Below are 23,548 nucleotides of genomic sequence, written 5' to 3'. Positions count from 1 at the left end.
TGACTGGCAATGAACCGGCAATATAGCAAGGTTTTCGCAGTAATGATAATTTATCTTAAAATAAACTAACCTTAAGAATTATATATTCCAAAAGACTTTTTTTCCAAACATCAGTCGTAAAAAAACCCCGTGGGATGCGGGGTTTTTCGTTATCACGCTATACGTGTATGCCTTTAACAGTCTTATTAAAAAGCAAGGTTAACTGACAATTGAACACGGCGCGGATTAATTAAGTTTCTCGCCTCACCAAACGTGGTGCTGGAAAGAATTGGATCATAATCATACCCGGTTTGCTTATTGAACACGTTATATACTTCAGCTCTAAACTTAAGCACTACTTCCTCGCTTACATCGAAGCTTTGCGCGTAGTTTAAATCTAGTTGCCAATGACTTGACTCTCGGCGGCTACCAGCAGGTTCAGCATAACGAATGGTATCGCTTGAATAACCGTATGCCCCGCCGTCCCACGCTTCCCAAACATCGCCAGATTGAAACACGAAGTTAAAGCCAACATCAGCGTTCCAACTGGTAGTATAGTAACCAAGCGCTTTTAAGACATGAGGTCTATCACCGTTAAGCGTGCCATATTTTCCATCCCATAACATACGGCCCATGCCATCACCTAGGTTAGATGAACCGACAAACAAGTTGCCATCTGACCCTGTGCTGGTGATGTCTTGGTCGTAATTTCCGAAATAGTGGCTCCATACATAAGACATGTTAATATAGTAGTTATCTCCGGTGTAATCACCTTCAATACTCCACTCGTAATACGTATTTTCAGAGCCATCCATTTCAGCAATAACATATGAAGAACCACCGACTTCTGCACGGTATGCATCTAAATCTTCAATATATAAGCCTTTTGCAGCCAAATGCTCTGGCACGCCACCAAATGGGCCATATTCTCCGTATAAACGGGCTCCATTAGGTACATCTTCCCATGCATGAAACGCTTTGCGTTGACGAACGTGAGTACGTACAAAAAACTCGTTCGACACGTACTTAGTCATCCCAATAGTAATTTCATCGGTACGACGTGCTTTCAAATCATCCTGGAAGAATTTACCTGACGAACCATTAGCCGTGGTGTTGCCAATAAATTCACCTTCGCTATCAAAATAAACAATCTGAGTTGATTGGTTGTTACGATCCCATGATGCCGCACGAGCCAACGACGTGGTATCAGGGTTATAGCTAGCAAAGTTGGCGAATATAGTGTCGTCTTCATTGTAAGCCCAAGTGATGCCCAAACGTGGTTGGATCATATCGAGGAAGTCCAACTCATACATTTTGTACTTATGACCTGGAGCCAATTCGTAACCAGATACATTGCTTGAGTTTTCTTTAAGGCCTTGACCATACAACACATCATTACTGAACATGAAACCAATATTGTAAGTAAAATCACCGTGTTCAATGGTGTCATTCACTTCAATATTAATGTTCTCAGAAGAAGAAGTCAGCGGATTTAATTCACCCTCTGATAGGCTATTTGAATAAACCGATGCACTATAATAAATGGGAGTATCCGTTTCAAACGGCGTATCAGGGTTTAAACCACCAATATAGTTAATCGTTCCCCATCCATTAGATGTGCGCGTTAGTACTTCTTCATTTTCTTTCCATTGAAATCCTAAGTGAATGTTATGTAACGTATCACCCACTTCCATTTCATGGTCAAGTTTTAGTTCGAAGCTCTTACGATAAAAATCTTGGTTGTTGAAATATGACCCGCCACCTATATTTCCGCCGCCGACCATAGTGCCACCACTATCGTAACCATACGTATCAATTAGCGCCTGTGCAGTGACGTTATCATAGCCCTCATCGGTCTTAACTAAAGGAACGAAAAAGTTACCTTGCTGAGCTAGATTGTTAATGTCCAGCGAGCCACCAATAGATGGATTAACATCAGCAAAAGTGGTGTCTGGGCGCCCAGAGTTTTTATTGCTAAAGTCACTATATTGGAACGACAACACTGTGCTATCGCTTAATACATAAGAGCCATCAAAAGTGAATATATCTTGCGAAACATCACTACCTTCCGACGTTGAATCGGCACCAAACGAATTAACAGATTCACCTTGTGTCTTTTTATCGGAAGTACGATAACTTAAGTTAAAAAGTAAATCGTAGGTGGGAGCCCACGTCAATTTACCGAAGTACTCATCACGCTCACTGTTATATTGTTTAACTGCACCATACGCATTTTCTTTATTGTCGTACGTTACTTCGGGTCCAAAGTACGATCCATAAAAGAACAATGTGTCTTCAATTAACGCGCCACTCATATTCGCACTGAACCACGTTTTGTCTTCTTCAAAGGTTTCAGTTGAGCTTTCTGTTGTTTTCTTATCTGACGCTAAACTCGCTGGTTCTATACGATATTCAATACTTGCATGAAAATCGTTGGTACCCGATTTAGACAGCGTATTTACCGAGATACCACCCGCGCGGTTAAAGCCAATCGCTTTAGAGCCGCCACGGTCAATTGACACGTAAGCTACGTCTTGAGTAGAAGGTTCTGAGGCGAGGTTGCCGTACATAGGTAATGACACGTCAACACCGTCAAAGCCATATTTATTATCTCGACCTGAGCCACCCGCTGACGGCCCCAATGTGCTATTTTCAGAATACTGAACACCTGGGATAATAGCCAACAACGAACGATAGTCCTGACCTGAAGGTACATTAGCCAACACATCTTTACCTAGCGATGAATTAATCGAAGAGTCCCCGGCACGACTAATACGGGCACCTATAATTTCAATCACTTCTGTATTGTCTGGCGCACTAGCGTCAAACTCAACATCCACTCTGGCGGTTTGGTCAAGCAACACATTAACCGTTGTCTGACGCACTACACCATCTGATGAAGTGAACGTTAATACGTAGGAACCTGGTTTTAATGCAGGTAGCACATAACTACCATCTGCCTTGGTTTGGACCGTTCTTGGTTTTGGCATGACATCGCTCGATGCTACCACCTTCACATCCGCAACAGATATACCTGATACTTCTGAAACGACACTTCCTTTTATACTGCCCGCCTGTTGTGCCATCGCAGGTGAACTGATAAGTGCGCCGGTTAACATAACTGCAGAAATAGAAGCTGCTTGTGCGCCCCATGCTTTACGGACAGCCTGAGAGAGGCGCCGCTTTATAAAACGATTATTATGTGTAGCCATGTGTTCCACCTGTTGTTTTCAACTATAATTTTTATTTGACTCTTTTATTTTCATACCACTTGTTGTTTATTTCACTTACCTACTCTAATGGTTGATAACTGAACGTTAGAGCATTTAACAAACATTAACCAAGCAGGTCAAGAATAATTTTTTCCAAAAATAATAAAATGAAAAAATAAATTATAGCTTATTGCATCATAATCAATCATAAATGCCCTATTCACTATATGCTCTACATATTTACTTTAAATCAATATCTTGCCTCTTTTAAGTAGGTACTTTTATTTGTAACAATAATTATATTAGGCGGAAAAAATAGGTGGGATAATTATTCCACTTTGATATATTAATCATAATTATTTATTCTAAATGAGACAATAATCATGCTTTTGGGCTCTATATTTCGACGCTCTCGTTCATTTAACCGGAGCTTCGTGCGCAAAACATTTTGGCTTAGTGTCGTATCTTTGCTTTTAGTCAGTTGCACAAATCTTCCGATTTCCTTCATCCAATCAGAAAATTACAACCAACGTATTAATTTTCTCGTCATGCATTACACCGCCATCGATTATGAAAAATCAATTGAAGCATTAGTAGAAGATGGGGGGTTAAGTGCTCACTATCTTATTCCAGAACGTCATGATCCTAGTTACACCAACCAAGACCTTAGTGTCATACAATTATTAGATGAGTCAGATAGAGCATGGCATGCAGGAAAAAGTCATTGGCAAGGCCGAGAGCAACTTAACGATCAGAGCATTGGAATAGAAATCGTGAATGTGCCTCATTGTATGAGAGATACGTCTAGCGCTATTACGCAACAACGAGAAAACAGCCCTCAGCGCTTATGTGTATTTCCTGATTATGACTCTGAGCAGATCGAGTTGCTGATTGCATTATCTAAAAATATTTTACAACGCAATCCAGACATTTCCCCAACTGAGGTTGTAGGACATTCAGACATCGCACCTACCCGTAAAAACGATCCAGGTCCACGATTCCCTTGGTACCAACTTTATCAGGCGGGCATAGGTGCTTGGTATGATAACGACACATTAAAAAAATACTGGGAACGGTTCAATACTCAACCTATCAGTGTGGGCTTGATGCAACATGCATTGCAAACTTATGGCTACGGGGTTGTTGAGACGGGTATCACCGATAACGCTACATTCGATAACGTATCAGCTTTTCAAATGCACTTTCTGCCTTGGTCTGTAAATGGAAAAATTGATAGTAAAACGGCAGCGGCACTGTTTGCTCTTATAGAAAAATACTTCCCTTCAAAAATTGATGCTCTAATAAAAAGGCATGAGGCAGAACAGCGCCCTGCTGTTGCCCCCGCCCCCTTGGAGCAACATAAAGTTAATGCAATATTTCCTACACTAACACCCAGCTCACGTCAATGGGTTAACAATCGTTACACGTTTAAAGCATACAAAGGCGAAGGGCATATTATCATCGATAATGTCGATGCAAAAAGTGCTGACATCTATGTGAATGGACAAAAACTCAATATCAAAAACTCGCTGCAAGCAAGACAAAAATATTCGTACAGTTTAGCCCGAAGAACTAGGACGGGACAAAACACCCTTCGGGTTGAAAATGTGATGCCAGAAGGTAGTTCGCTGCGAATAAAAATTCCCTATCCAACACTCAAAGATTCTATACAGAAGTACCAATCTACCTTTGCAAAAGTTGACGCCTTAATTAACAACGATGTTAATGCAGGCTTTCCTGGCGCTGCCTTATTGGTAATTAAAGATGGGAAAATAATTAAACGGTCAGCCTACGGCTATGCCCGTAAATACGCAGATGGAGGACAACCATTAAGTACCCCGGTCAAAATGACCACCCATCATATATTTGATTTAGCCTCCAATACAAAAATGTTTGCCACTAATTTTGCACTCATGAAGTTAGTCTCAGAAGGTAGGGTCGACGTCACTCATCCTATCAGTGAATATTTGCCGGAATATCAAGGGCAAGGTCGCGAAACAAGATTAGTAAGGGATTTACTAACTCACACAGCTGGTTACGCGCCTCACGTGCGCTTTTTTGATAGAAATAATAGTCTTGGCCCATCCTTTTTTTCACAAGATAAAAAGCGCACTGAGCAACTCATCATGACCCGTGTCCCATTTGATGTTGGTCGTAATGTAAAGACAGTATATAGCGACACTGACTACATGTTGCTTGGCATGTTGATTGAGCGCCTCACCAACATGCCGTTAGACCAATATGTAGAACAGGAAATATATCACCCCTTGAATCTTAGTCGCACGCTATTTAACCCATTACGCAAAGGGTTTACGCCGTCTCAATTTGCCGCCACTGAAATACGAGGCAATACCCGCGGCGGAGCGGTGACTTTCGACAATGTACGTACCCATGTTTTACAAGGAGAAGTACATGACGGAAAAGCCTTCTATTCCTTTGATGGAATCGCCGGACATGCAGGACTTTTTTCTGACGTGGATGAGTTAGCAATATTGGCACAAACCCTATTAAATGGCGGCGGTTACGGTGATACAAAAGTGTTTGAACAAAGTGTTCTCACTCAATTTGTGAAACCAGAAGAAAATAACAATAGTTTTGGCTTGGGCTGGCGACGTGCCGATCGAACGCAGAACAAATGGCATTTCGGCCCCTATGCGAGTCAATATGCTTACGGTCATACCGGCTGGACAGGAACAGTAACGGTAATTGACCCTCTGTATGATTTAGCCATTATACTGTTAACCAATAAACGCCATAGCGAAGTGCAAGCAGATGGGGAAACATTTGCCAGTAGTGAATTTGAAACTGGCAAGTACGGTAGTGTGGTCAGTTTAGTGTACGAAGCCTTGCTTGAAAATGAGTAGTTAGATTATTTCAAGCCCCATCCTTTTAATTTATTCATTTGTCTGCCGGTGGGCAGAAGTACCTTTGCGGTATGAACTTGCCCGCCATCATTCCCTGTAGTATCAAACTCACCGTGCCAACAATTAAATATATTATTTTAAAAATAAATAATTGAGATAATACTTTATTCCACTCACTGTATGGTGCAGTATAATTACTTAACAGCTTTTGGGAAACACGAAGACATAAGCACGTTGACGAAAACTTAGGAGTGACTAGCTTAACCTGACTGCCTAATTAAGCTTAACAATTTCGGTTCAAACTATTGATTACACGATAATTAGATTGTTACTTGGAGACTTTCATGAGTACTAGTATTATGGCGCAAGAAGCGCTTTCTTCACCCGATGTGATTGCCAAGCAACTGGTTGCTAATCGTGATAGTTGCGAGTTGTTAAGTGAAAAAATACGTCAATTTTCACCCTCTTTGGTTTATGTCATTGGCAGGGGTTCATCGGATCACGCCGGCGTATTCGCAAAATACCTGATTGAAATAGAGTTAGGCATACCTGTCGCTGCGGCAGCCCCCTCAGTCAGTAGTATTTACAATACACAACTGTCTCTAGAACGGGCGCTGGTCATTGTTATATCACAATCGGGACGCAGCCCTGATATTTTAGCCCAAGCCCAAGCCGCCAAAAATTCAGGGGCGCTTTGTATAGCTTTGGTTAACGACCAACACTCTCCGTTGGCGAATATGGCCAACTTTGTATTACCCTTACATGCAGGTGAAGAGAAAGCCGTAGCCGCAACGAAAAGCTACTTGGCGACACTCAGCGCATTATTGCAGCTAGTGGGCCATTGGAAACAGAGCGCCTGTCTGCTAAATGCTTTAGATGAGTTGCCCAAACACTTGCATCAAGCGATTGATTGCTCTTCTCAGTTAAACTTCGAATATTTGCATGCTTTACGTCATTGCGTAGTCCTGGGAAGAGGACTTGGTTATGCTGTATCAAGAGAAATAGCACTGAAGTTAAAAGAAGTATGTGGTATTCATGCAGAAGCATTTAGCAGTGCCGAATTTCTACATGGCCCTGTTACGCTAGTTGAGAAAGCGTTATCTATTATTGACGTTAGTGTGCAGGATGAGTCAATCTCTTCTCATAAACAACAAATCGCTGAGGTAGGAAAGCGCGGCGCCACGTTAATTCATCTTTCTCAAGCTGGCTTTAATATGCATCCTCGTATTGCTCCTTTGTCTATATTACAGCGTTTTTATATCGATATAGAATACATTGCAAAAGAGATGGGCTTAGCTCCTGACAACCCTGTCGGCCTTAAAAAGATCACAAAAACGGTGTAACCCAATTGTGTTAAAAACCTATCAAGCTACGTCTGTATTTACCGGGCAGCAATTTCTAGATAACGCCTATATCACTATTGAAGATGGTGTGATCAAAACGGTTAGCCAAACACACCCCGGTGGCAATATTACCTCGTTGCGGGGGGTATTAACCCCTGGTTTTGTTGACGTTCAGGTCAATGGGGGCGGAGGCGTATTATTTAATAATACACCGACGTCTGAAGCATTATCTTTGTTGAGTGCCGCCCATACTACATTCGGCACGACCTCAATGTTACCTACATTAATCACTGATGACGTTAACGTCATGACTAACGCAGCGCGAGCTATCAGTGAAACCATTGCCTGTGACGACTCTAGTGTTATCGGGTTGCATTTTGAAGGGCCACATTTAAGTAAGCCTAAAAAAGGGATCCACCCTGCAGAGCATATACGTCTTATCAGTGATGCAGAATTAACGCTGTTTTGTCGCCAAGATTTAGGGAAAGTGGTTGTCACGCTGGCTCCTGAAAATGTACCCAGTGATATAATTCGTGAATTGGTTCAGCGAGGCGTCATTGTTTGTCTAGGACACTCTAATGCTGACGCCGAAACGGTATTGCAAGCGCTGGAAGCTGGCGCCACTGGTTTTACTCATTTATTTAATGCCATGTCACCTTTAACCAGCAGGGCACCTGGCATGGTGGGCGCAGCCATGCTTGATCAACATAGCTATTGCGGTCTTATTGCTGACAAACATCATGTGCATCCTTTGAGTTGCCAATTAGCGATAAAAGCTAAAGGGTTTAACAAAATAATGCTCGTGACTGACGCCATGGCTCACGTGGGCTCATCACTAGAGACTCTATCCTTTTTCGACACTGAAATCATACGCCATGGCACTAAGTTAACCCTACCAAATGGCAATATTGCAGGGTCAGCATTAGACATGGCCAGTGCGGTACGACACTGCCATCAAGATTTCCACATCCCATTAGCAGAAGCGCTTTGTATGGCGACAAAAACACCGGCTAATTTTCTAGGTATGGCTAACTCAATAGGTCAATTAACGCCGGGGTATCAGGCAAATATGGTGTTACTAGATAGCTCGCTTCACGTTGTCTCTGCTTGGATTAAAGGCCAAGTAAAACATACCGCACATTCCGATAAATAGTCACGATAAACCCAAAAGGCAGCGCTATGCGTCCACTCACAACAAAAGAACTTTTCCGTTCACGTCTCATCCCTATGGGTATTATTGGAGGCTTGTTCTTTATATTTGGTTTTATTACATGGTTGAATGGCGCACTTATTCCTTTTCTACAGATAGTCGGCCAACTCACCGAAACCCAAGCTTTGCTAGTCGCCTTCTCTTTTTATATTGCCTATGTAGTAATGGCATTACCTATGGCTTGGGTAATGGAGCGCACAGGATACAAGCAAGCTATGGCTTTAGGCCTAGTGATGATATCTATCGGCTTTCTTCTTTTTATACCCGCAGCGCATAGCCAGCTATTTACTATTTTTTTATTTGCCCAGTTCGTTATAGGCACGGGGTTAACCATTCTGCAAACCGCATCTAATCCTTACATCGTCAAAATAGGCCCTAAAGAAACCGCTGCAGTGCGTATTTCAATAATGGGGTTGCTCAACAAGCTAGCTGGTGTTATCGCACCCTTGGTGTTTACTGCTCTCGTATTGGGCAACTTTCAAGGGATAGCAACGCAATCTATCATGGCATTACCTGCCGACCAGCAAGTGGAGCAAATAAGCCACCTTTCGAATGCGCTGATCAAGCCTTACTTCGGGTTAGCGATGGTGCTATTAGTGCTTGCCTATTGCATCAAGCGTTCCTCATTACCTGAACTTGAATTGGAAAAGACGTCATCTCAAGATGACGATATGAAAACCTCTATTTTCCAATTCCCACAACTTACTTTAGGCGTGCTGACGCTGTTTATGTATGTGGGCGTAGAGGTGATCGCAGGAGATACCATTGGCTTGTTTGGTTCAAAACTCGGCGTTGAGAATGCGACATCATTAACCTCGTACACCATGTTTTTTATGGTAATGGGCTACCTATCAGGGCTTGTCCTTATTCCCAGAGTCATCAAGCAACAATCCGCCCTAATGGCGTCCGCTTTGTTAGGCATTGTTATTTCACTTCTCGTGGTGAACTCAGATCCCAATCAATCGGATCTCTCTGGACTTCTGTGGGGATGGCTAGGTATACCACTTTTACCGAACACTGTAACGTTAATCGCGCTATTGGGCTTGGCTAATGCCTTAGTGTGGCCGGCTGTATGGCCATTGGCGCTGGATGGATTAGGCTCGTTCACTGCGAGAGGAGCCGCTTTACTAATCATGGGGATTGCGGGTGGCGCCATATTACCTTTGCTGTACGGCACATTGACGGAATACGTCGGAGGACAAGATGCATACTGGATCATGCTTCCCTGTTACCTTTTCATTTTATTTTACGCCGTCAAAGGTCACAAACTGCGTTAGGCATCTATAAGCGAATACGTAATCTGTTTAGTGACTATTCACAGGGCTCCTGACACACCTGTAAATTGCCTCGTCAGGGCCCTAGCAAGGTGCTAACTACTTTGATAGTTACCCTTACTTTAACACCTACTACAATCTTCAAAGTATACGTGCGTCTTCGCGCTCTTAAAGAAGTACTAACATCGCATACTAAACATCGACAAAATACAGACTATAAATTATTTAAGGTTTCGTTATTTAATCTATACATACCCATTCATAACCCAGCAAAAAACTCACACGAAGGCATAACTATGAAGCTTGATGATGAGATTCATAATTATTATGAACACCTTATATTGGAGCTGCCAACAGAGCTAGGGCTAAATAGCACTAAAAGTTCTGATTGCTTAGCTGACTTATGCTGTCTGGTGCTAAATCAGGAACCACCGCGCTACATTCGTTACGAAGGTGATATGGCATTTTACTTCCCTCAGAGTGAGCGAAATTAAATGGAGGTGAATGTAACTTATGCGATCGTCAATGCCCTGGAGTTCTTAAGTGATATAGAAAAAACATCCGAAAGCGGAAATAAGGAATAAATAAAACAGGGGAGGAAATTGGGTAGCGGGCACCCAGCCACATCCCGGCACATGAGTCGTCTGCTACGGCTGCTCCCTTCCGGGCCTGACCGAGTTCACAGTGTATCATTGCCGGAGGACCAAAAGCCCACCATAGAACGTGAATAAAATACTAAAAGGGTTCAGCAGTTTTAAGCGCAGGGCGCATCAAGACTACTTGCCCGATAGCTTTCAATCCTTTAACGAAAATCTCTCTTCTGCAATGATGTTTGCCACACGATTTGTGGCTGCTTTTTGGGCATCAGCACGGGTATAAATCTCTTTTAGCGTCGTACCAATGTCTTCAATATGCTTGCGTAGCGCTGCGTTCGTGCTCTTTTCCATACGCTGATGGAAGATATCGATAATGCCACCTGCGTTAATCACATAATCAGGCGCGTACAAAATACCTCGTTCGACTAACATATCGCCAATTTCTTCGCGTGCAAGTTGATTGTTCGCCGCGCCAGCGATGACCTTAGCTTTAATCATCGGTAATGTTTGGTCATTAATTGCCGCGCCTAATGCACAAGGTGCTAGTACATCAACGTCCAGCCCTAAAATTTCTTCAGGCGCTACCGCCGTAGCACCCAGTTCTGCCACGGCCTTTTCAACACCTTCGGGGAAAATATCAGCAACATAGAGCTTTGCACCGGCTGCATGAAGGTGTGACGCAAGGCGATACCCTACATGCCCCATACCCTGAATCGCTACGCTTACACCCTCTAAGCTGCGATTCAATCCGTGTTCTACACTGGCTCTTAAGCCTACAAACACGCCGTAAGCGGTTGATGGTGCAGGGTTGCCGTCAGGTTGCTCGTCAGCGTAATGATATTGCGCGTTTACCCCAGCAATGTAATCAGACTGAGTCGCCATGGTTTGTAAATCGGTAACTGAAATACCTGAGTCTTCTGCGGTAAAATATTTGCCGCCCAATGAATCAACGAATTTCCCCATGGCTTCCATCATTGCCGGCGTTTTTTGTTTGCGAGGATCACCAATTATGACTGACTTACCGCCGCCTAATGCGATATTAGCCATCGCGGCTTTGTAAGTCATTCCCTTAGAAAGGCGGAGTACATCGGTAAGTGCTTCTGCACTACTTACATAGGGCCACATTCTACAACCACCCAATGCTGGGCCTAGGTTTGTGTTGTGTATGGCAATAATGGCACTTAAGCCTGCTTCTTTATCGTGATAAAAAGCGACATGCTCGTGATTATCAAACTCTATGTGATCGAAAACCGACATACTTTCCCTATTAATAATGTGATGGATTTTGCCCAAGTGTAGCCCAACAACCAGAGGACACGCCTTGCTAAGTTGATGACCGGCCCTCGTAAAGTGAAATACACAAAGTATGAATACTATTTTTCTAGGATATCTATCCTAGAATTTATTTTTCTATATAATAAACATCATAAAAACGACGGAAGCTGCGTTCAATGAAATTAGATAAATTCGATCGTGAGATTTTACGAGTACTTCAACAAGATGCCACTGTCTCTATGGCTGAGTTGAGTCAAAAGGTTGGGCTTTCCCATACCCCATGTTGGCGACGGGTAAAACGAATGGAAGCCGACGGTATTATCATCGGCAAAGTCACCCTATTAAACAGTAAAAAATTGAACCTTGGGGTGTCTGTTTTTATTTATGTCACACTTAAAAATCATGATGGCGACTCCCTTACCGATTTTGAAAATGCAGTACAAAGTATTGATGAAATTGTTGAGTGCCACACCACCAGCGGTGAGAAAGACTATTTGCTTAAAGTGATTGTGGAAAGTATTGAAGAATATGAATTTTTACTGAAAACGAAGCTTACTCACCTTCCTTTGGTTGATCATGTCAGCTCTACCTTCGCATTAAAACAAGTGAAGAACACCACTGAGCTACCCATCAAACGACAGTAGGTTTCATTGAAACCTACGCCCTGCTGCTTATCGACTGCCCTACTTTCTCACTTTATTAAAGCACGCTGTCAACTTGGTTCTCAGGCAGGGCTTTTTCAAAAGCAGGTAATGCATTGCAATTGTCTGTTATTTTTTGAATAAGCGGATATCGTGTCATATCCACATTAAAGCGATGCGCGTTATAAACCTGCGGTACCAAACACAAGTCAGCCATGGTCACATCAAAGTCAAAGCAATACTTACCCGCTTGGGTTTGTAGCCGCTTTTCAATGGCATCGAAACTCAGCGTTATCCAATGCGCCGCCCATTTGTTTACACTTTCTTGTTCGGCACTATATTCATTCTTAAGCTGATTGAGTACACGCAGGTTACTTAAAGGTTGAGTGTCACATGCAATATCCTGAGCCAGCGCCCTTACCCTTGCTCGTTCTGTCTTATGTGATGGTATTAATTGATACGGCGAGGGAAAGCGTTCATCTAAGTATTCGATAATGGCTAAAGATTGATTAAGAATGATATCTTCGTCATCGTCAACCAAAGTAGGCACTAGCTGAGCGGGGTTTAGCTGTTTATAGGGCGCGCTGTGCTGCTGACCACCTTCATTGACTAAGTGCACAGGCACGTAGTGGTACTCTACACCTTTTAAATTAAGTGCAATTCTTACTCTGTAAGACGCCGTTGAGCGCCAGTAACCGTATAAAGTTAAACTCATAAATACCCGCCGCCTTACGTGTGTGTTGTATTACTCATTATAATCATAGCGTAATTTCCAAGGAGGAGAGTACATGCTACCACTCCTTAATTTCGCTCTTTTAGATTTAGCTTAAAGGCTTAACCTGTTGCTCGATAGCACCGAAAATGCTTTGTCCTTTACTATCGAACATTTCTATCCTAATTCGATCGCCAAATTGCATAAAGGGAGTAGCTGGCTTTCCGTCCCTGATGGTTTCAATCATGCGCACTTCAGCAATACACGAGTAGCCAAGGCCACCTTCAGCAATGGCTGAGCCGTGATCAGTACCTTGTTTGTTCGATACGGTACCGGAACCAATAATGGTGCCAGCGCCTAAATTTCGACTCTTAGCTGCATGTGACACCAGCTTAGCGAAGCTAAATGTCATGTCTTCACCTGCTTGTGGTTTACCGAACAACTCACCGTTGTAGGTAGAACGAAGCGGTAAATGCACTTTTTCTTGTTCCCACGCATCCCCGAGCTCATCGGGTGTTACTGCCACGGGTGAAAAGCTAGAGGCAGGCTTTGACTGGAAGAACCCAAATCCTTTCGCCAACTCACCTGGAATTAATCCCCTTAGCGATACATCATTCACAAGCATTACCAATCTAATTCGCTCTGCCGCTTGCGCATCTGTGCAAGCCATTGGAACATCGTCGGTGACAACGGCGACCTCACCTTCAAAATCAATGCCCCATTCATCGCTGGGCAGAATAATGTCGTCACAAGGACCGATAAAGTCGTCAGATCCCCCTTGGTACATGAGTGGGTCGCTCCAAAAGCTTTCAGGAATTTCTGCGCCTCGCGCTTTTCTTACTAGCTCTACATGGTTCACATAAGCACTCCCATCAGCCCACTGATAAGCGCGCGGTAAAGGAGACTCACAGCGGGTAGCATCAAATTCGATACTTTCTATTACCCCATTGTTAAGCTGTTCGTAGCGCATCTGTAACTGCGGAGCAGTGACCTGCCAACTGTCGAGTGCTTGTTGCATTGTGTGAGCGATATCTTCTACTGAACAAGTACGCGTTAAATCTTTAGATACCAACATTAAACAGCCGTCTCGGCTATCATTCTTATATGTGGCTAGTTTCATAAATTAAATCCCTACTGTGATCAGCACTTTTGCGTATGTAACATTTATTATTCTTTATGCATCACCCGTAACAAGATGAAAAGTCATGAGCGCGTGACAAAAATTTTAACTGTAAGCTTGGTTGTACAAAAAAAGGCGGCACTTCCCTCTGAAGTACCGCCCTTATTAGCTAAGCAAGGCAACGTAAATTTAACGAAACAGTGAAACCTACATTTTTATTGATGCTTTATTAATACCGTACTCACGTAATTTATTCGCAATCGCGGTATGACTTAACCCCAACTTCCTCGCCAATTGACGCGTACTCGGATAGAAAGGATAAAGCCGTTTTAGTAAGTCTTTTTCAAATTTTTTCACTTCATCGTCTAATGTGCCTTCAAAGTTTTCATCGATAAAGGTCACACTAGGGGCACAACTAGGAAGCTGAATATCTTCTTTGGTTATTTCCTTGCCATCTAGCAATGACAACGCTCTGAACAGTGCATTTTGAAGCTGACGGACATTGCCCGGCCAAGGATATTGTTGCAAGAAATCAACGCAGGACTTACTCAATTTAGCCGGCCTACGACCCAGCTTTGTACTGTGCTGGGCAATAAATGATTCGGCTAGTGGAACAATATCGTGTCGGCGTTCTTTTAACGATGGCATCACTAAGCTCAATACATTTAAGCGATAATACAATTCTTTGCGAAAACGCCCTTCTTCTACCAATTGACCTAGGTCGCGGCAGGTAGTGCAAATAAAACGAACATCTACAGTAACAGGTTCCGCATCGCCTACTCGTCTAAATTCACCGTCTTCTAACACCCGTAGTAGTTTGGCTTGTAGCTGAGAACTCATGTCAGCAATTTCATCAAGCAGCAGTGTGCCGCCTCTTGCTTGCTCTAGCAGACCTTCTTTAGCATTAGGTTGATTAAAAGCACCTTGCGCATAACCAAATAATTCAGTTTCCGCCACGCTATCAGGTAGCGATGCACAATTTAGCGCTAAAAACGCGCCCTCACTGCGTCGACTGGATTGATGACAAGCGCGGGCAATCATTTCTTTACCCGTGCCTGTTTCACCGAAAATAAGAACCGGTGCATCAAGATCAGCAATACGTTTTGCTTCACTCACCACACGTTTCATCGCCTGAGATTCCACGACGAATCTATCAAAACTGTCAGTCGGCGATTGATGGAATACACTAAACTGTTGGCCTAACCGCATTTCTGATTTCAGAATAACCACCGCACCGGCCATAATAATGTTGTTATCACCGTCAGGCACGGTAATAGGCAACATATCAGCCACATAGTCTTGTTGGATAAACTTTACCTTGGAGGACTGAGCGCGAGGCAACTTTCCATCCATCCAACGGGTGAAGTTAAAGCCCTTCACTACTTCGCCTATTTCAATGCCTTCAACATCGTGGACGCTCTGCTCTAACCCAGAGGTTACTGCTTCATTGCACAGTAAGATATGCCCTCTCGCATCAATAGAAAACACCGGATCAGGAAGCGTGCGCAATATGGCAGAAAGCTGAGTTTTTTCTCTTTCACTTGGCATAAAATGCGTCGTTTTAACGTCAGAAATACCATCGATGCGACGAATTTTGGGCATTAGATGCTGGAAGTCTGCAAATTCAATATTGGGAAAATTAAGAAAAATTTTACCTGTTTCATCAATCTCAATACCTCTTAGATCGATTTCGTGGGTAACGAGGATATCCAACACATCTTGAGTAATACCCAGTCTGTCCTGACAACTGATTTCTAATCGCATGGGTGTGACTTCACATCTCTTGTAAACTTATATGTACACAATATCACACTTTTACAAAAAGATAACAAGTTAATTATGCCAGATTGTCTCCTTGGAAGGCTGGGTTACTAAGCGATTCGGCGAAGTGGAAGGTGTGAAAACGTTTCCCCCCACACCGCGGCGTAACAAAATGTTAACTTATGCCTGCTTTTTAGCGTCAAATAAGGCGGGATATAGCCCAAGCCCCTTCGCTTTATTCACTAGGCTCATGATGTCCATATTGGCCAATTCAAACAGATAATCAAAGTCAGGAAGTACGTAATACAAGGGCTGCATGATATCAATTCTATAGGGTGTACGAAGGGCATCGGTGGCGGTAAGCGGCTTTCTAATAGCGTCGCTGCTATCCAGCGCATATAGCGTTTCACCTGGTGAAGACAGAATACCTCCACCATAAATCTCCAGTTTTTCTGGATTAGCTTTACTTCGAACTAACCCAAACTCAACCGTGAACCAATAAAGTCGTGCTAGATAGATTCGGTCCTCTTTGCTAGCCGCTAAGCCGAGCTTCCCATAGGTATGGGTGAAGTGCGCGAAAGCTGGATTCGTTAGCAAAGGACAATGACCGAAAACCTCATGAAAAATATCGGGCTCTTGTAGGTAATCAAATTCGTCTTTCGAGCGAATGAAGGTTGCAACAGGAAACTGTTTGTTGGCTAATAATCTAAAAAATTCGCCAAAATTGATGAGCGCAGGAACCTCGGCAGTTTTCCAGCCAGTTTTTGCCAATAATACTTTATCGATATCCGGTAGCTGAGGAATGCGATCATCAGGCAGTGCCAGTAACGACAACCCCTCCATATACTGTTCGCAGGCACGGGTTTTCAACAACGGAATTTGCCTTGCGTACAACTCTGCCCAGATTTGATTTTCTTCTTCTGACCAGTTTATAACGCCTTTATTGTCTGAGGATTTTGATTGATAAACACTAGATTTTGCCATAACTACTTTCGACATATTCAATAAATGACTTCTGCCAATCAGTCTAATGAAATGCGCGCTTACGGGAAGTGTTCACCCATTCTTGCCGTGCCGCCAAGCCGTAACAACTTATTTACAAAAAAACCTAACATAATGCTTTACATACAAAAAACCGCTCTTAAAGAGGAGCGGTTTTGCATTTATCGGGGAGTCGCTAGCGAATGTGATTCAATGATACTTGACTACAATCTACTGATTTCTCGGTTAAGTTCAAATTCCCTTGAGGTCACATACGTTTCCATCTTGCGTAATCGTACTTCCGATTTCTGAAAACGATTACGAATATCGTGAAATGCCTGTTTAGGTGGCTCACCAGACTGCCAAACTTTTGTTTTCACTTCGACCTTATGACGACTATTACTTGATGTGGCCGTTGTATTTTTCCAACCCTTGCCGCGGCTTTGCTGAACAGTGGTTTGCTCCTCTGAAGCATCACCTAAAGGCTTCTTATCTAAGATGAACCAGCCCGCTATATACGCAACAAACATGAATGGACCTGCTAATAAGAAAAAGCCTGTCACCGCTAGAATTCGCACCAACCATGTCTCTAAACCAAAGTAGTGCGCTATTCCTGAACATACACCCGCTATTCTTGCGTTGTCTGTATCGCGGTATAGCTGTTTACCGTTTCTCATGCGCGATTCCTCCATTCTGGGGCTTCACTGTCTAAGATAGCCTCCAGAGTTTGAATTCTATCGCTCATTTTTTCAGCTTGTTCAGCAAGTGATTGTAATGAAGCTTGCTCTTCAACACTCAACCCTTGATTGACTTGTTTTTTGCTGCGGTAATGCAGAATTAACCAAATCGGTGCCACAAAAATCATAAAAATGACCAAGGGCATTACCAACATTGCAATGATACCTTCATCCATTGTAAATACCTCCAAAAAACCCCGATTAGCCTGCTCAGTGCCCTAGCACCAAATACCTGATGCATTGTGCAAAACGCATAGCGTAATGCACTTAGTACCTAAGCAGGCTACCTGTAATTATTATTCTGATGTTGAAGATGAGCTTGTGTCACCTTTCACTCTTGCTTTAAGCGCAGCTAGTTCTTCGTCTATCTTATCGCCTGTCTCTAATTCTGCAAATTCATCATTTAAGGTTTTCTTACCTAGGTCGTAAGCATCTACCTGCGACTCTAAATCGTCAATCTTACGCTCGTATTGTTCGAAGCGCCCCATAGCTGAATCTACTTTTGTGCTATCTAGCGTGCGTTTCACTTCTAAGCGTGAACTCGCCGTTTTCTGACGCATGATAATCGCTTTTTGACGACTCTTCGCATCAGCTAGCTTGTCTTGAAGCTGACCAATCTCATCTTGAAGCTTGCTAATTTGCTGTTCAACAACCGTTAGCTCGTTAGTTAGCGTTTCAGCAGCTTCTGCTGATTTCTTTCTTTCTTGCAGTGCTGCGCGGGCTAAATCATCACGGTCTTTGCTTAACGCAAGTTCCGCTTTCATTTGCCAATCGTTAGCGTCTGCTTCGTATTTATTAATTTGGCTTACAATTTCCTTTTTGTTCGCCAACGTTTTAGCCGATGCTGAGCGCACCTCTACCAATGTGTCTTCCATTTCCTGAATAATCAACCGGACCATTTTCTCCGGATCTTCCGCTTTATCTAAAAGCGCATTAATATTCGAATTCACAATGTCAGTGAAACGCGAGAAGATACCCATAATAATTACCTCATAGTCGAAAACTGGTTGTACCAAGATAAACGTGTAATAAGACTATTCAATATGCTTGCCAGTTTTTTGAATTACCCTAACTTGATAATTTTAAAAGATATTCGTTTGGTTTAAATAATGCTCGAACAACAAGTTTTTTTACTCTACACTATTAATTGGTCGAAATGACTAATATTTGAGGGATTTAATGAGTAGGTATCGTCAGCAGGATAATTTGCTAGGTCAAGCGAATAGTTTTTTAGAAGTGCTAGAGCAAATTTCACAAATAGCACCACTGGATAAACCCGTATTGGTGATAGGTGAGCGCGGAACCGGTAAAGAGCTTATAGCAGCACGTTTACACTTTCTGTCTAAGCGCTGGGATCAAAATTACGTCAAGCTTAATTGCGCCGCACTTAACGAAAGCTTATTAGAAAGTGAGTTGTTCGGCTATGAAGCTGGTGCATTTACTGGCGCAGCAAAGCGCCGTGAAGGTCGTTTCGAAATTGCCCACAATGGCACACTGTTTCTTGACGAGCTGGCGAACACCTCTGGTTTAATTCAAGAAAAATTATTGCGAGTAGTGGAATACGGCGAATTTGAACGTGTGGGCGGCAATAAAACCGTTAAAACCGATGTCCGCTTGGTTGCTGCTACAAATGAAGATTTACCCGCCCTGGCTGACGCTGGTGAGTTCCGTGCTGACTTACTCGACAGGCTCGCCTTCGATGTTATTACTATCCCTCCTTTAAGAGAGCGACGTGAAGATATCATGATGCTTGCTGAGAACTTTGCCATAAGCATGGCAAGAGAAATGGAAATGGAGCTTTTTAGCGGCTTTACTGAAAAAGCAAAACGCACCTTGCTTGATTACGAATGGCCCGGGAATATTCGAGAACTTAAAAACGTGGTTGAACGTGCGGTGTACAGAACGAACAACCCACATTTGCCCGTACACGATATTGTTCTCGACCCTTTTGAATCTTTATTTAGGCCAACCTCTCGCATTAAAACCAATGATAGAACCTCGGCTACATCTGAAGCAGAACCAACAGTGCCTGCCAGCATAGAGAACATAGCCTCCAATAATGAGCCTGCGGCAACTTCATCGCCTGCTGTATTACCGTCGTTACAACCCGATACGGTAGAATACCCTATCGATTTAAAAGACCGCTCTCAGCAATACGAAATTGATATGATTAAACAAGCATTATCAGACAGCCAATTCAATCAGAAAAAGACTGCCGAGAAGCTTAGTCTCACTTATCATCAACTTCGAGGTTATCTAAAAAAATACAACCTGTTAGACTCTTCACCTGAATCGATGGAGTGCTAACTGAATGCCTGTAAAACCGCTTTTTTACGCTGCCTTTACTGTTGTTATGGTAATGCTGGTAGCGGCCTGTTCAAAACAAGATGAACATGCATTTTATAATAGCGGTTTAGTCTATTGCTCTGAAAGCAATCCAGTGACGTTTAATCCTCAGTTAGATACGTCTAGCACCACAACCGATGCGTCATCGCATCAGTTGTATGACAGGTTACTCGATTTCAACCCTGATTCTGGCCGTATCATACCGAGTATTGCGAGTAGCTGGTTGGTCTCTGATGACGGCTTAACGTATACTTTTCAACTCAGAAAAGACGTAGAGTTTCATACTACTAGCTATTTCACGCCGAGCAGAAACTTTAATGCCGACGATGTCATTTTTAGTATTGATAGGTGGCGACTTACTTCACACCCTTACCATTACGTATCTGGCGGCCGTTACCCGTACTTTGAAAGTTTGGGGCTTGCACAGAATATCGCCTCTGTTGAACGGGTAAACGGGTACAGGGTAGAAATAAATCTAAAGCGCAGAGACAGCTCTTTTTTAGCGAATTTGGCTACGGACTTTTCGGTGATGTTGTCACAAGAGTACGGTGAGGCATTGTTACAACAAGGTCTGCCTAATCGTATCGATCAATACCCTATTGGTACAGGTCCATTCAAATTCGAAAACTACCGAAAAGATCACTACATTCGCTACCAACGTCACCAAACGTATTGGGGTGAGCAAGATAATGCGGAACGTTTAATTTATGATATCACCCCGAAGAGCTCGTTGCGTTTGGCTAAGTTAATGACCGGTGAATGTGACGCGACGGCTTTTCCAGCACAAACTGAATTAGAGGTTATCCGCTCTCGCGACGATTTACTATTGGCTGAAAAGCCCGGTTTGAACGTGGGATTTTGGGCATTTAATACCCAGCGCCCACCTTTCGACAACCCTGATGTTAGGCGCGCGTTGGCCGCGGCTATCGATAAAAACACGCTGTTAGAAGCGGTTTATTTCGACAGTGCTACCCGTGCTAAAACGTTGCTACCCGCCGCCAGCTGGGCCTTTCAAAACGATGCGGATGATACGGCTTACAACCCTGTACTAGCGAGAAAGCTGCTTGAAAATGCAGGCGTGGAACCTGGGTTTACCATGACCATATGGGCCATGCCTATTGAGCGTGCTTATAACCCTAATGCAGCGAAAATGGCAGAGCTTATCCAAAGGTATCTTCGAGATGTGGGCGTTATCGCCACTATTGTTAGTTACGACTGGGCGACATTTAGACGCCACTTGCAAGAAGGGCTACATGACTCGGTATTAATAGGCTGGTCGGCCGATAATGGCGATCCTGATAATTTTTACCGACCATTACTTAGCTGTGGCGCCATACCCTCTGGAACTAACCGCGCCATGTGGTGTGATAACGATTATGATGAACTTTTAGATAAAGCGTTGCAGACAGAAGACCTTGAAGCGCGGCGTTTAATCTATCAACAAGTGAATAGACTGCTTTACGAGCGATTGCCATTAGTGCCTATTGCCCACGCATATCGTTATCAAGCCTATAGAAATGAACTTGAAGGCATGACCATAAACCCGTTTGGCGGTGTTAGATTTGGCGGAGTAGGTAAATCACTGTGATTCAAATATTATCGCGATACGGTGTATTGTTTATCTTAACCCTTTTGGTGTTAACCGCCATGTCATTCTCGCTGGTGTATCTATTCCCCGGTGATGTACTAGAAAACCTTACCGGAATTGTGCCGCAGAACGAGATACAACGTGAGGCGCTTATGCGCCAATTTCGACTAGACCAACCCTACATAGTACAGTTTTTTTACTATTTATCGTCGTTGTTACAAGGCGATTGGGGTTACAGCCTAGCATCAGGATTGCCCCTTAGAGAAGAAATTGGTATCGCCATGCCCGCTACTATCGAGCTCAGCGCCTATGCAATGTTGATGGCACTTTTCGTTGGCATCCCCTTGGGATATTACGCAGGGCTTAAAAGTTACTCTACCACCGACCACACTATCAATGCACTGAGCATTACAACGTATTCTTTCCCTGTATTTTGGCTGGCACTCATTCTAATCCTATTTTTTAGTTTACATCTTGATATTGCCCCTTTGTCGGGTCGAATTAGTTTATTGTTCGATATTAAACCTGTAACTGGCTTTGTGCTTATAGATATTATGCTAGCAGAGGGTATCGATCATGGGCTTGCCTACCGGGATGCTATTTCTCACCTTGCGTTACCTACAGTGGCAATAGGCGCAATAACAACCGCTTCAATGGTGCGTATTACCCGTCGTTCGGTCATTGATGTTATTCACCGCCCGTATATTGTAGCCGCTCGTTCTAGAGGTGTGTCTGAATGGCAGATTTTCTTTAGGCATGTATTACGCAATGCGTTACTGCCTATATTGCCCTTGATGGCAATTCAAATTACCACACTCATCACCAATGCCATGATAGTAGAAACTTTATTTTCATGGCCAGGTATTGGTAGCTGGTTAATTCAAGCAATTTATCAACGAGACTTCCCTGCGCTTCGTGTAGGAATGTTGGCTGTATCAACCCTCGTTATTACGTTAACAATTATGGTCGACTTGTTTAACCGCATTATCGATCCTAGCCGAGAAAAGTACGAACGTGCCACAGTTTAGTTTATACGAAGAGGAGTTTCATCCATCTCCCTGGCAGCGCACTTGGGCAGCTTTCCGTAGCAGCCACATTGCGATTGTTGGTCTTATTTTGCTTGGTTTCTTTGTGATTTTTTCGTTGTTCGCACCTGTGGTTTCACCCTATAACCCGGCGGAACAGAATATAGATGCGTTACTTATTGCCCCAAGTTGGGAAAGCAGTGGGTCAATAACCCATTTGTTCGGCACCGATCCCCTTGGCCGCGATGTTTTCTCTCGTATTATTTATGGCTGCCGCACTACATTAGGGTCGGGGTTTCTTATGGTAGTGCTTGCCATGCTTATTGGCGTGAGTATTGGAACATTTGCAGGTATGTTACGGGGAGTGCGTTCAAGTATTGTGAACCACTTGCTAGATGCCTTAATGGCCATTCCAACTTTGCTAATTGCTATTATTATCGTGGCAATTCTTGGCACAGGGTTAGTCAATAGCATGTGGGCTATTACCCTTGCGCTCATTCCACAATTTGTTCATCGTACGCGCACATTTGTGCGCGCTGAAATGAAGAAAGAATACATTATGGCCTCGAAATTAGATGGGGCGAATAAATGGCAATTGTTTGTGCATTCTATTCTTCCTAACATGACAGAAATGCTTGTGGTGCAAGGCACTGTGGCACTATCGATTGCGGTTATCGATGTATCTGCACTCGGCTTTTTAAATTTGGGAGCACAATCACCTTTGGCCGAGCTTGGCGCTATTTTGGGTGATGGACTTGATGTGGCCTACTTAGCGCCTTGGAATGTAGCATTGCCTGGGATTGCGATTTTCTTATTGGTGTTATCGATAAATATTGTGGGGGACGGACTACGTTCTGCACTCAGAAAAAGAGTGAGCCACTAAT

18 protein-coding genes, 1 other RNA gene and 1 pseudogene are annotated in these 23,548 nt (G+C 43.3%); 10 read left to right on the top strand and 10 right to left on the bottom strand.

Features of this window, described 5'->3' with window-relative positions:
- Positions 1-185: 185 nt before the first annotated feature.
- Positions 186-3,191 (bottom strand): TonB-dependent receptor, encoded by a 3,006-nt coding sequence (locus FLAVO9R_RS05360; protein WP_159529460.1) that lies wholly within the window; start codon positions 3,189-3,191, stop codon positions 186-188.
- 383 nt (positions 3,192-3,574) lie between these two features.
- On the opposite strand from FLAVO9R_RS05360, the gene pbp4b reads away from it, so the two are divergent.
- The 5 genes and pseudogenes from pbp4b (at position 3,575) to FLAVO9R_RS05335 (ending at position 10,466) form a co-directional block, all read left to right on the top strand.
- On the top strand, positions 3,575-6,055 hold the full coding sequence (gene pbp4b / locus FLAVO9R_RS05355; RefSeq protein ID WP_159529458.1) for a penicillin binding protein PBP4B: 2,481 nt from the start codon (positions 3,575-3,577) through the stop codon (positions 6,053-6,055).
- A 344-nt stretch (positions 6,056-6,399) separates the two neighbouring features.
- A complete protein-coding gene (nagB-II, locus tag FLAVO9R_RS05350) occupies positions 6,400-7,398 on the top strand; it encodes a glucosamine-6-phosphate deaminase NagB-II (protein WP_159529456.1) in 999 nt (332 codons plus the stop codon).
- Positions 7,399-7,405: 7 nt separating this feature from the next.
- Complete coding sequence (gene nagA / locus FLAVO9R_RS05345) at positions 7,406-8,551, top strand: N-acetylglucosamine-6-phosphate deacetylase (protein ID WP_159529454.1); 1,146 nt, start codon at positions 7,406-7,408, stop codon at positions 8,549-8,551.
- A 26-nt stretch (positions 8,552-8,577) separates the two neighbouring features.
- Positions 8,578-9,885 carry a sugar MFS transporter gene (locus FLAVO9R_RS05340; RefSeq protein ID WP_159529452.1) on the top strand — a complete coding sequence of 436 codons (1,308 nt, stop codon included), beginning with the start codon at positions 8,578-8,580 and terminating at the stop codon, positions 9,883-9,885.
- Between the two features lie 293 nt (positions 9,886-10,178).
- Positions 10,179-10,466 (top strand): annotated as a pseudogene (locus FLAVO9R_RS05335) (late competence development ComFB family protein).
- 28 nt (positions 10,467-10,494) lie between these two features.
- On the opposite strand, the gene ffs reads toward FLAVO9R_RS05335, so the two are convergent.
- Both ffs and FLAVO9R_RS05325 read right to left on the bottom strand, forming a co-directional pair.
- Positions 10,495-10,591: signal recognition particle sRNA small type (gene ffs / locus FLAVO9R_RS05330), an RNA gene on the bottom strand.
- Positions 10,592-10,676: 85 nt separating this feature from the next.
- Positions 10,677-11,735 (bottom strand): Glu/Leu/Phe/Val dehydrogenase dimerization domain-containing protein, encoded by a 1,059-nt coding sequence (locus FLAVO9R_RS05325; protein ID WP_159529448.1) that lies wholly within the window; start codon positions 11,733-11,735, stop codon positions 10,677-10,679.
- 194 nt (positions 11,736-11,929) lie between these two features.
- On the opposite strand from FLAVO9R_RS05325, the gene FLAVO9R_RS05320 reads away from it, so the two are divergent.
- Positions 11,930-12,397: an Lrp/AsnC family transcriptional regulator gene (locus FLAVO9R_RS05320; protein WP_013785046.1), complete on the top strand. Its 468-nt coding sequence runs from the start codon at positions 11,930-11,932 to the stop codon at positions 12,395-12,397.
- Between the two features lie 55 nt (positions 12,398-12,452).
- Here FLAVO9R_RS05320 and maiA read toward each other — a convergent pair whose 3' ends face one another.
- From maiA to pspA, 7 genes are all read right to left on the bottom strand, one after another.
- Positions 12,453-13,109: a maleylacetoacetate isomerase gene (gene maiA, locus FLAVO9R_RS05315; RefSeq protein ID WP_159529446.1), complete on the bottom strand. Its 657-nt coding sequence runs from the start codon at positions 13,107-13,109 to the stop codon at positions 12,453-12,455.
- Positions 13,110-13,215: 106 nt separating this feature from the next.
- Positions 13,216-14,226 (bottom strand): fumarylacetoacetate hydrolase family protein, encoded by a 1,011-nt coding sequence (locus FLAVO9R_RS05310; RefSeq protein ID WP_159529444.1) that lies wholly within the window; start codon positions 14,224-14,226, stop codon positions 13,216-13,218.
- 207 nt (positions 14,227-14,433) lie between these two features.
- Positions 14,434-15,990, bottom strand: a complete 1,557-nt coding sequence (gene tyrR / locus FLAVO9R_RS05305; RefSeq protein WP_013785049.1) for a transcriptional regulator TyrR — start codon at positions 15,988-15,990, stop codon at positions 14,434-14,436.
- Positions 15,991-16,167: 177 nt separating this feature from the next.
- Entirely contained in the window at positions 16,168-16,971 is an 804-nt protein-coding gene (gene phhA, locus FLAVO9R_RS05300) for a phenylalanine 4-monooxygenase (RefSeq protein WP_159534401.1), read from the bottom strand.
- 221 nt (positions 16,972-17,192) lie between these two features.
- The gene (gene pspC / locus FLAVO9R_RS05295; RefSeq protein WP_159529442.1) at positions 17,193-17,645 is read right to left on the bottom strand and encodes an envelope stress response membrane protein PspC; all 453 of its coding nucleotides are present in this window, start codon (positions 17,643-17,645) and stop codon (positions 17,193-17,195) included.
- Positions 17,642-17,881: an envelope stress response membrane protein PspB gene (pspB, locus tag FLAVO9R_RS05290; RefSeq protein WP_013785052.1), complete on the bottom strand. Its 240-nt coding sequence runs from the start codon at positions 17,879-17,881 to the stop codon at positions 17,642-17,644. Before pspB ends, pspC begins: the two co-directional genes overlap by 4 nt.
- A gap of 120 nt (positions 17,882-18,001) precedes the next feature.
- On the bottom strand, positions 18,002-18,685 hold the full coding sequence (gene pspA / locus FLAVO9R_RS05285) for a phage shock protein PspA (protein ID WP_159529440.1): 684 nt from the start codon (positions 18,683-18,685) through the stop codon (positions 18,002-18,004).
- Positions 18,686-18,884: 199 nt separating this feature from the next.
- Here pspA and pspF point away from each other — a divergent pair, with 199 nt between their 5' ends.
- The 4 genes from pspF to FLAVO9R_RS05265 are packed head-to-tail and all read left to right on the top strand — an operon-like array spanning position 18,885 to position 23,547.
- Positions 18,885-20,012 (top strand): phage shock protein operon transcriptional activator, encoded by a 1,128-nt coding sequence (pspF, locus tag FLAVO9R_RS05280; RefSeq protein ID WP_159529438.1) that lies wholly within the window; start codon positions 18,885-18,887, stop codon positions 20,010-20,012.
- Positions 20,013-20,016: 4 nt separating this feature from the next.
- A complete protein-coding gene (locus FLAVO9R_RS05275) occupies positions 20,017-21,639 on the top strand; it encodes an ABC transporter substrate-binding protein (RefSeq protein WP_159529436.1) in 1,623 nt (540 codons plus the stop codon).
- Positions 21,636-22,667 (top strand): ABC transporter permease, encoded by a 1,032-nt coding sequence (locus FLAVO9R_RS05270; protein WP_201299238.1) that lies wholly within the window; start codon positions 21,636-21,638, stop codon positions 22,665-22,667. The genes FLAVO9R_RS05275 and FLAVO9R_RS05270 overlap by 4 nt, the downstream gene beginning before the upstream one ends.
- On the top strand, positions 22,654-23,547 hold the full coding sequence (locus tag FLAVO9R_RS05265; protein WP_159529434.1) for an ABC transporter permease subunit: 894 nt from the start codon (positions 22,654-22,656) through the stop codon (positions 23,545-23,547). The genes FLAVO9R_RS05270 and FLAVO9R_RS05265 overlap by 14 nt, the downstream gene beginning before the upstream one ends.
- Position 23,548: the final 1 nt, after the last annotated feature.

The organism is Alteromonas sp. 38 (genome assembly GCF_902506055.1).
Lineage (GTDB): Bacteria > Pseudomonadota > Gammaproteobacteria > Enterobacterales > Alteromonadaceae > Alteromonas > Alteromonas lipotrueae.
The sequence above is the reverse complement of the archived record's forward strand: the minus strand, read 5'-3'. Positions and strand labels throughout refer to the sequence as shown.

Coding starts and splice junctions, on each gene's coding strand:
- FLAVO9R_RS05360 (WP_159529460.1), bottom strand. CDS start 3,191: ATGGCTACACATAATAATCGTTTTATAAAGCGGCGCCTCTCTCAGGCT.
- pbp4b (WP_159529458.1), top strand. CDS start 3,575: ATGCTTTTGGGCTCTATATTTCGACGCTCTCGTTCATTTAACCGGAGC.
- nagB-II (WP_159529456.1), top strand. CDS start 6,400: ATGAGTACTAGTATTATGGCGCAAGAAGCGCTTTCTTCACCCGATGTG.
- FLAVO9R_RS05340 (WP_159529452.1), top strand. CDS start 8,578: ATGCGTCCACTCACAACAAAAGAACTTTTCCGTTCACGTCTCATCCCT.
- FLAVO9R_RS05325 (WP_159529448.1), bottom strand. CDS start 11,735: ATGTCGGTTTTCGATCACATAGAGTTTGATAATCACGAGCATGTCGCT.
- FLAVO9R_RS05320 (WP_013785046.1), top strand. CDS start 11,930: ATGAAATTAGATAAATTCGATCGTGAGATTTTACGAGTACTTCAACAA.
- maiA (WP_159529446.1), bottom strand. CDS start 13,109: ATGAGTTTAACTTTATACGGTTACTGGCGCTCAACGGCGTCTTACAGA.
- FLAVO9R_RS05310 (WP_159529444.1), bottom strand. CDS start 14,226: ATGAAACTAGCCACATATAAGAATGATAGCCGAGACGGCTGTTTAATG.
- tyrR (WP_013785049.1), bottom strand. CDS start 15,990: ATGCGATTAGAAATCAGTTGTCAGGACAGACTGGGTATTACTCAAGAT.
- phhA (WP_159534401.1), bottom strand. CDS start 16,971: ATGGCAAAATCTAGTGTTTATCAATCAAAATCCTCAGACAATAAAGGC.
- pspC (WP_159529442.1), bottom strand. CDS start 17,645: ATGAGAAACGGTAAACAGCTATACCGCGATACAGACAACGCAAGAATA.
- pspB (WP_013785052.1), bottom strand. CDS start 17,881: ATGGATGAAGGTATCATTGCAATGTTGGTAATGCCCTTGGTCATTTTT.
- pspA (WP_159529440.1), bottom strand. CDS start 18,685: ATGGGTATCTTCTCGCGTTTCACTGACATTGTGAATTCGAATATTAAT.
- pspF (WP_159529438.1), top strand. CDS start 18,885: ATGAGTAGGTATCGTCAGCAGGATAATTTGCTAGGTCAAGCGAATAGT.
- FLAVO9R_RS05275 (WP_159529436.1), top strand. CDS start 20,017: ATGCCTGTAAAACCGCTTTTTTACGCTGCCTTTACTGTTGTTATGGTA.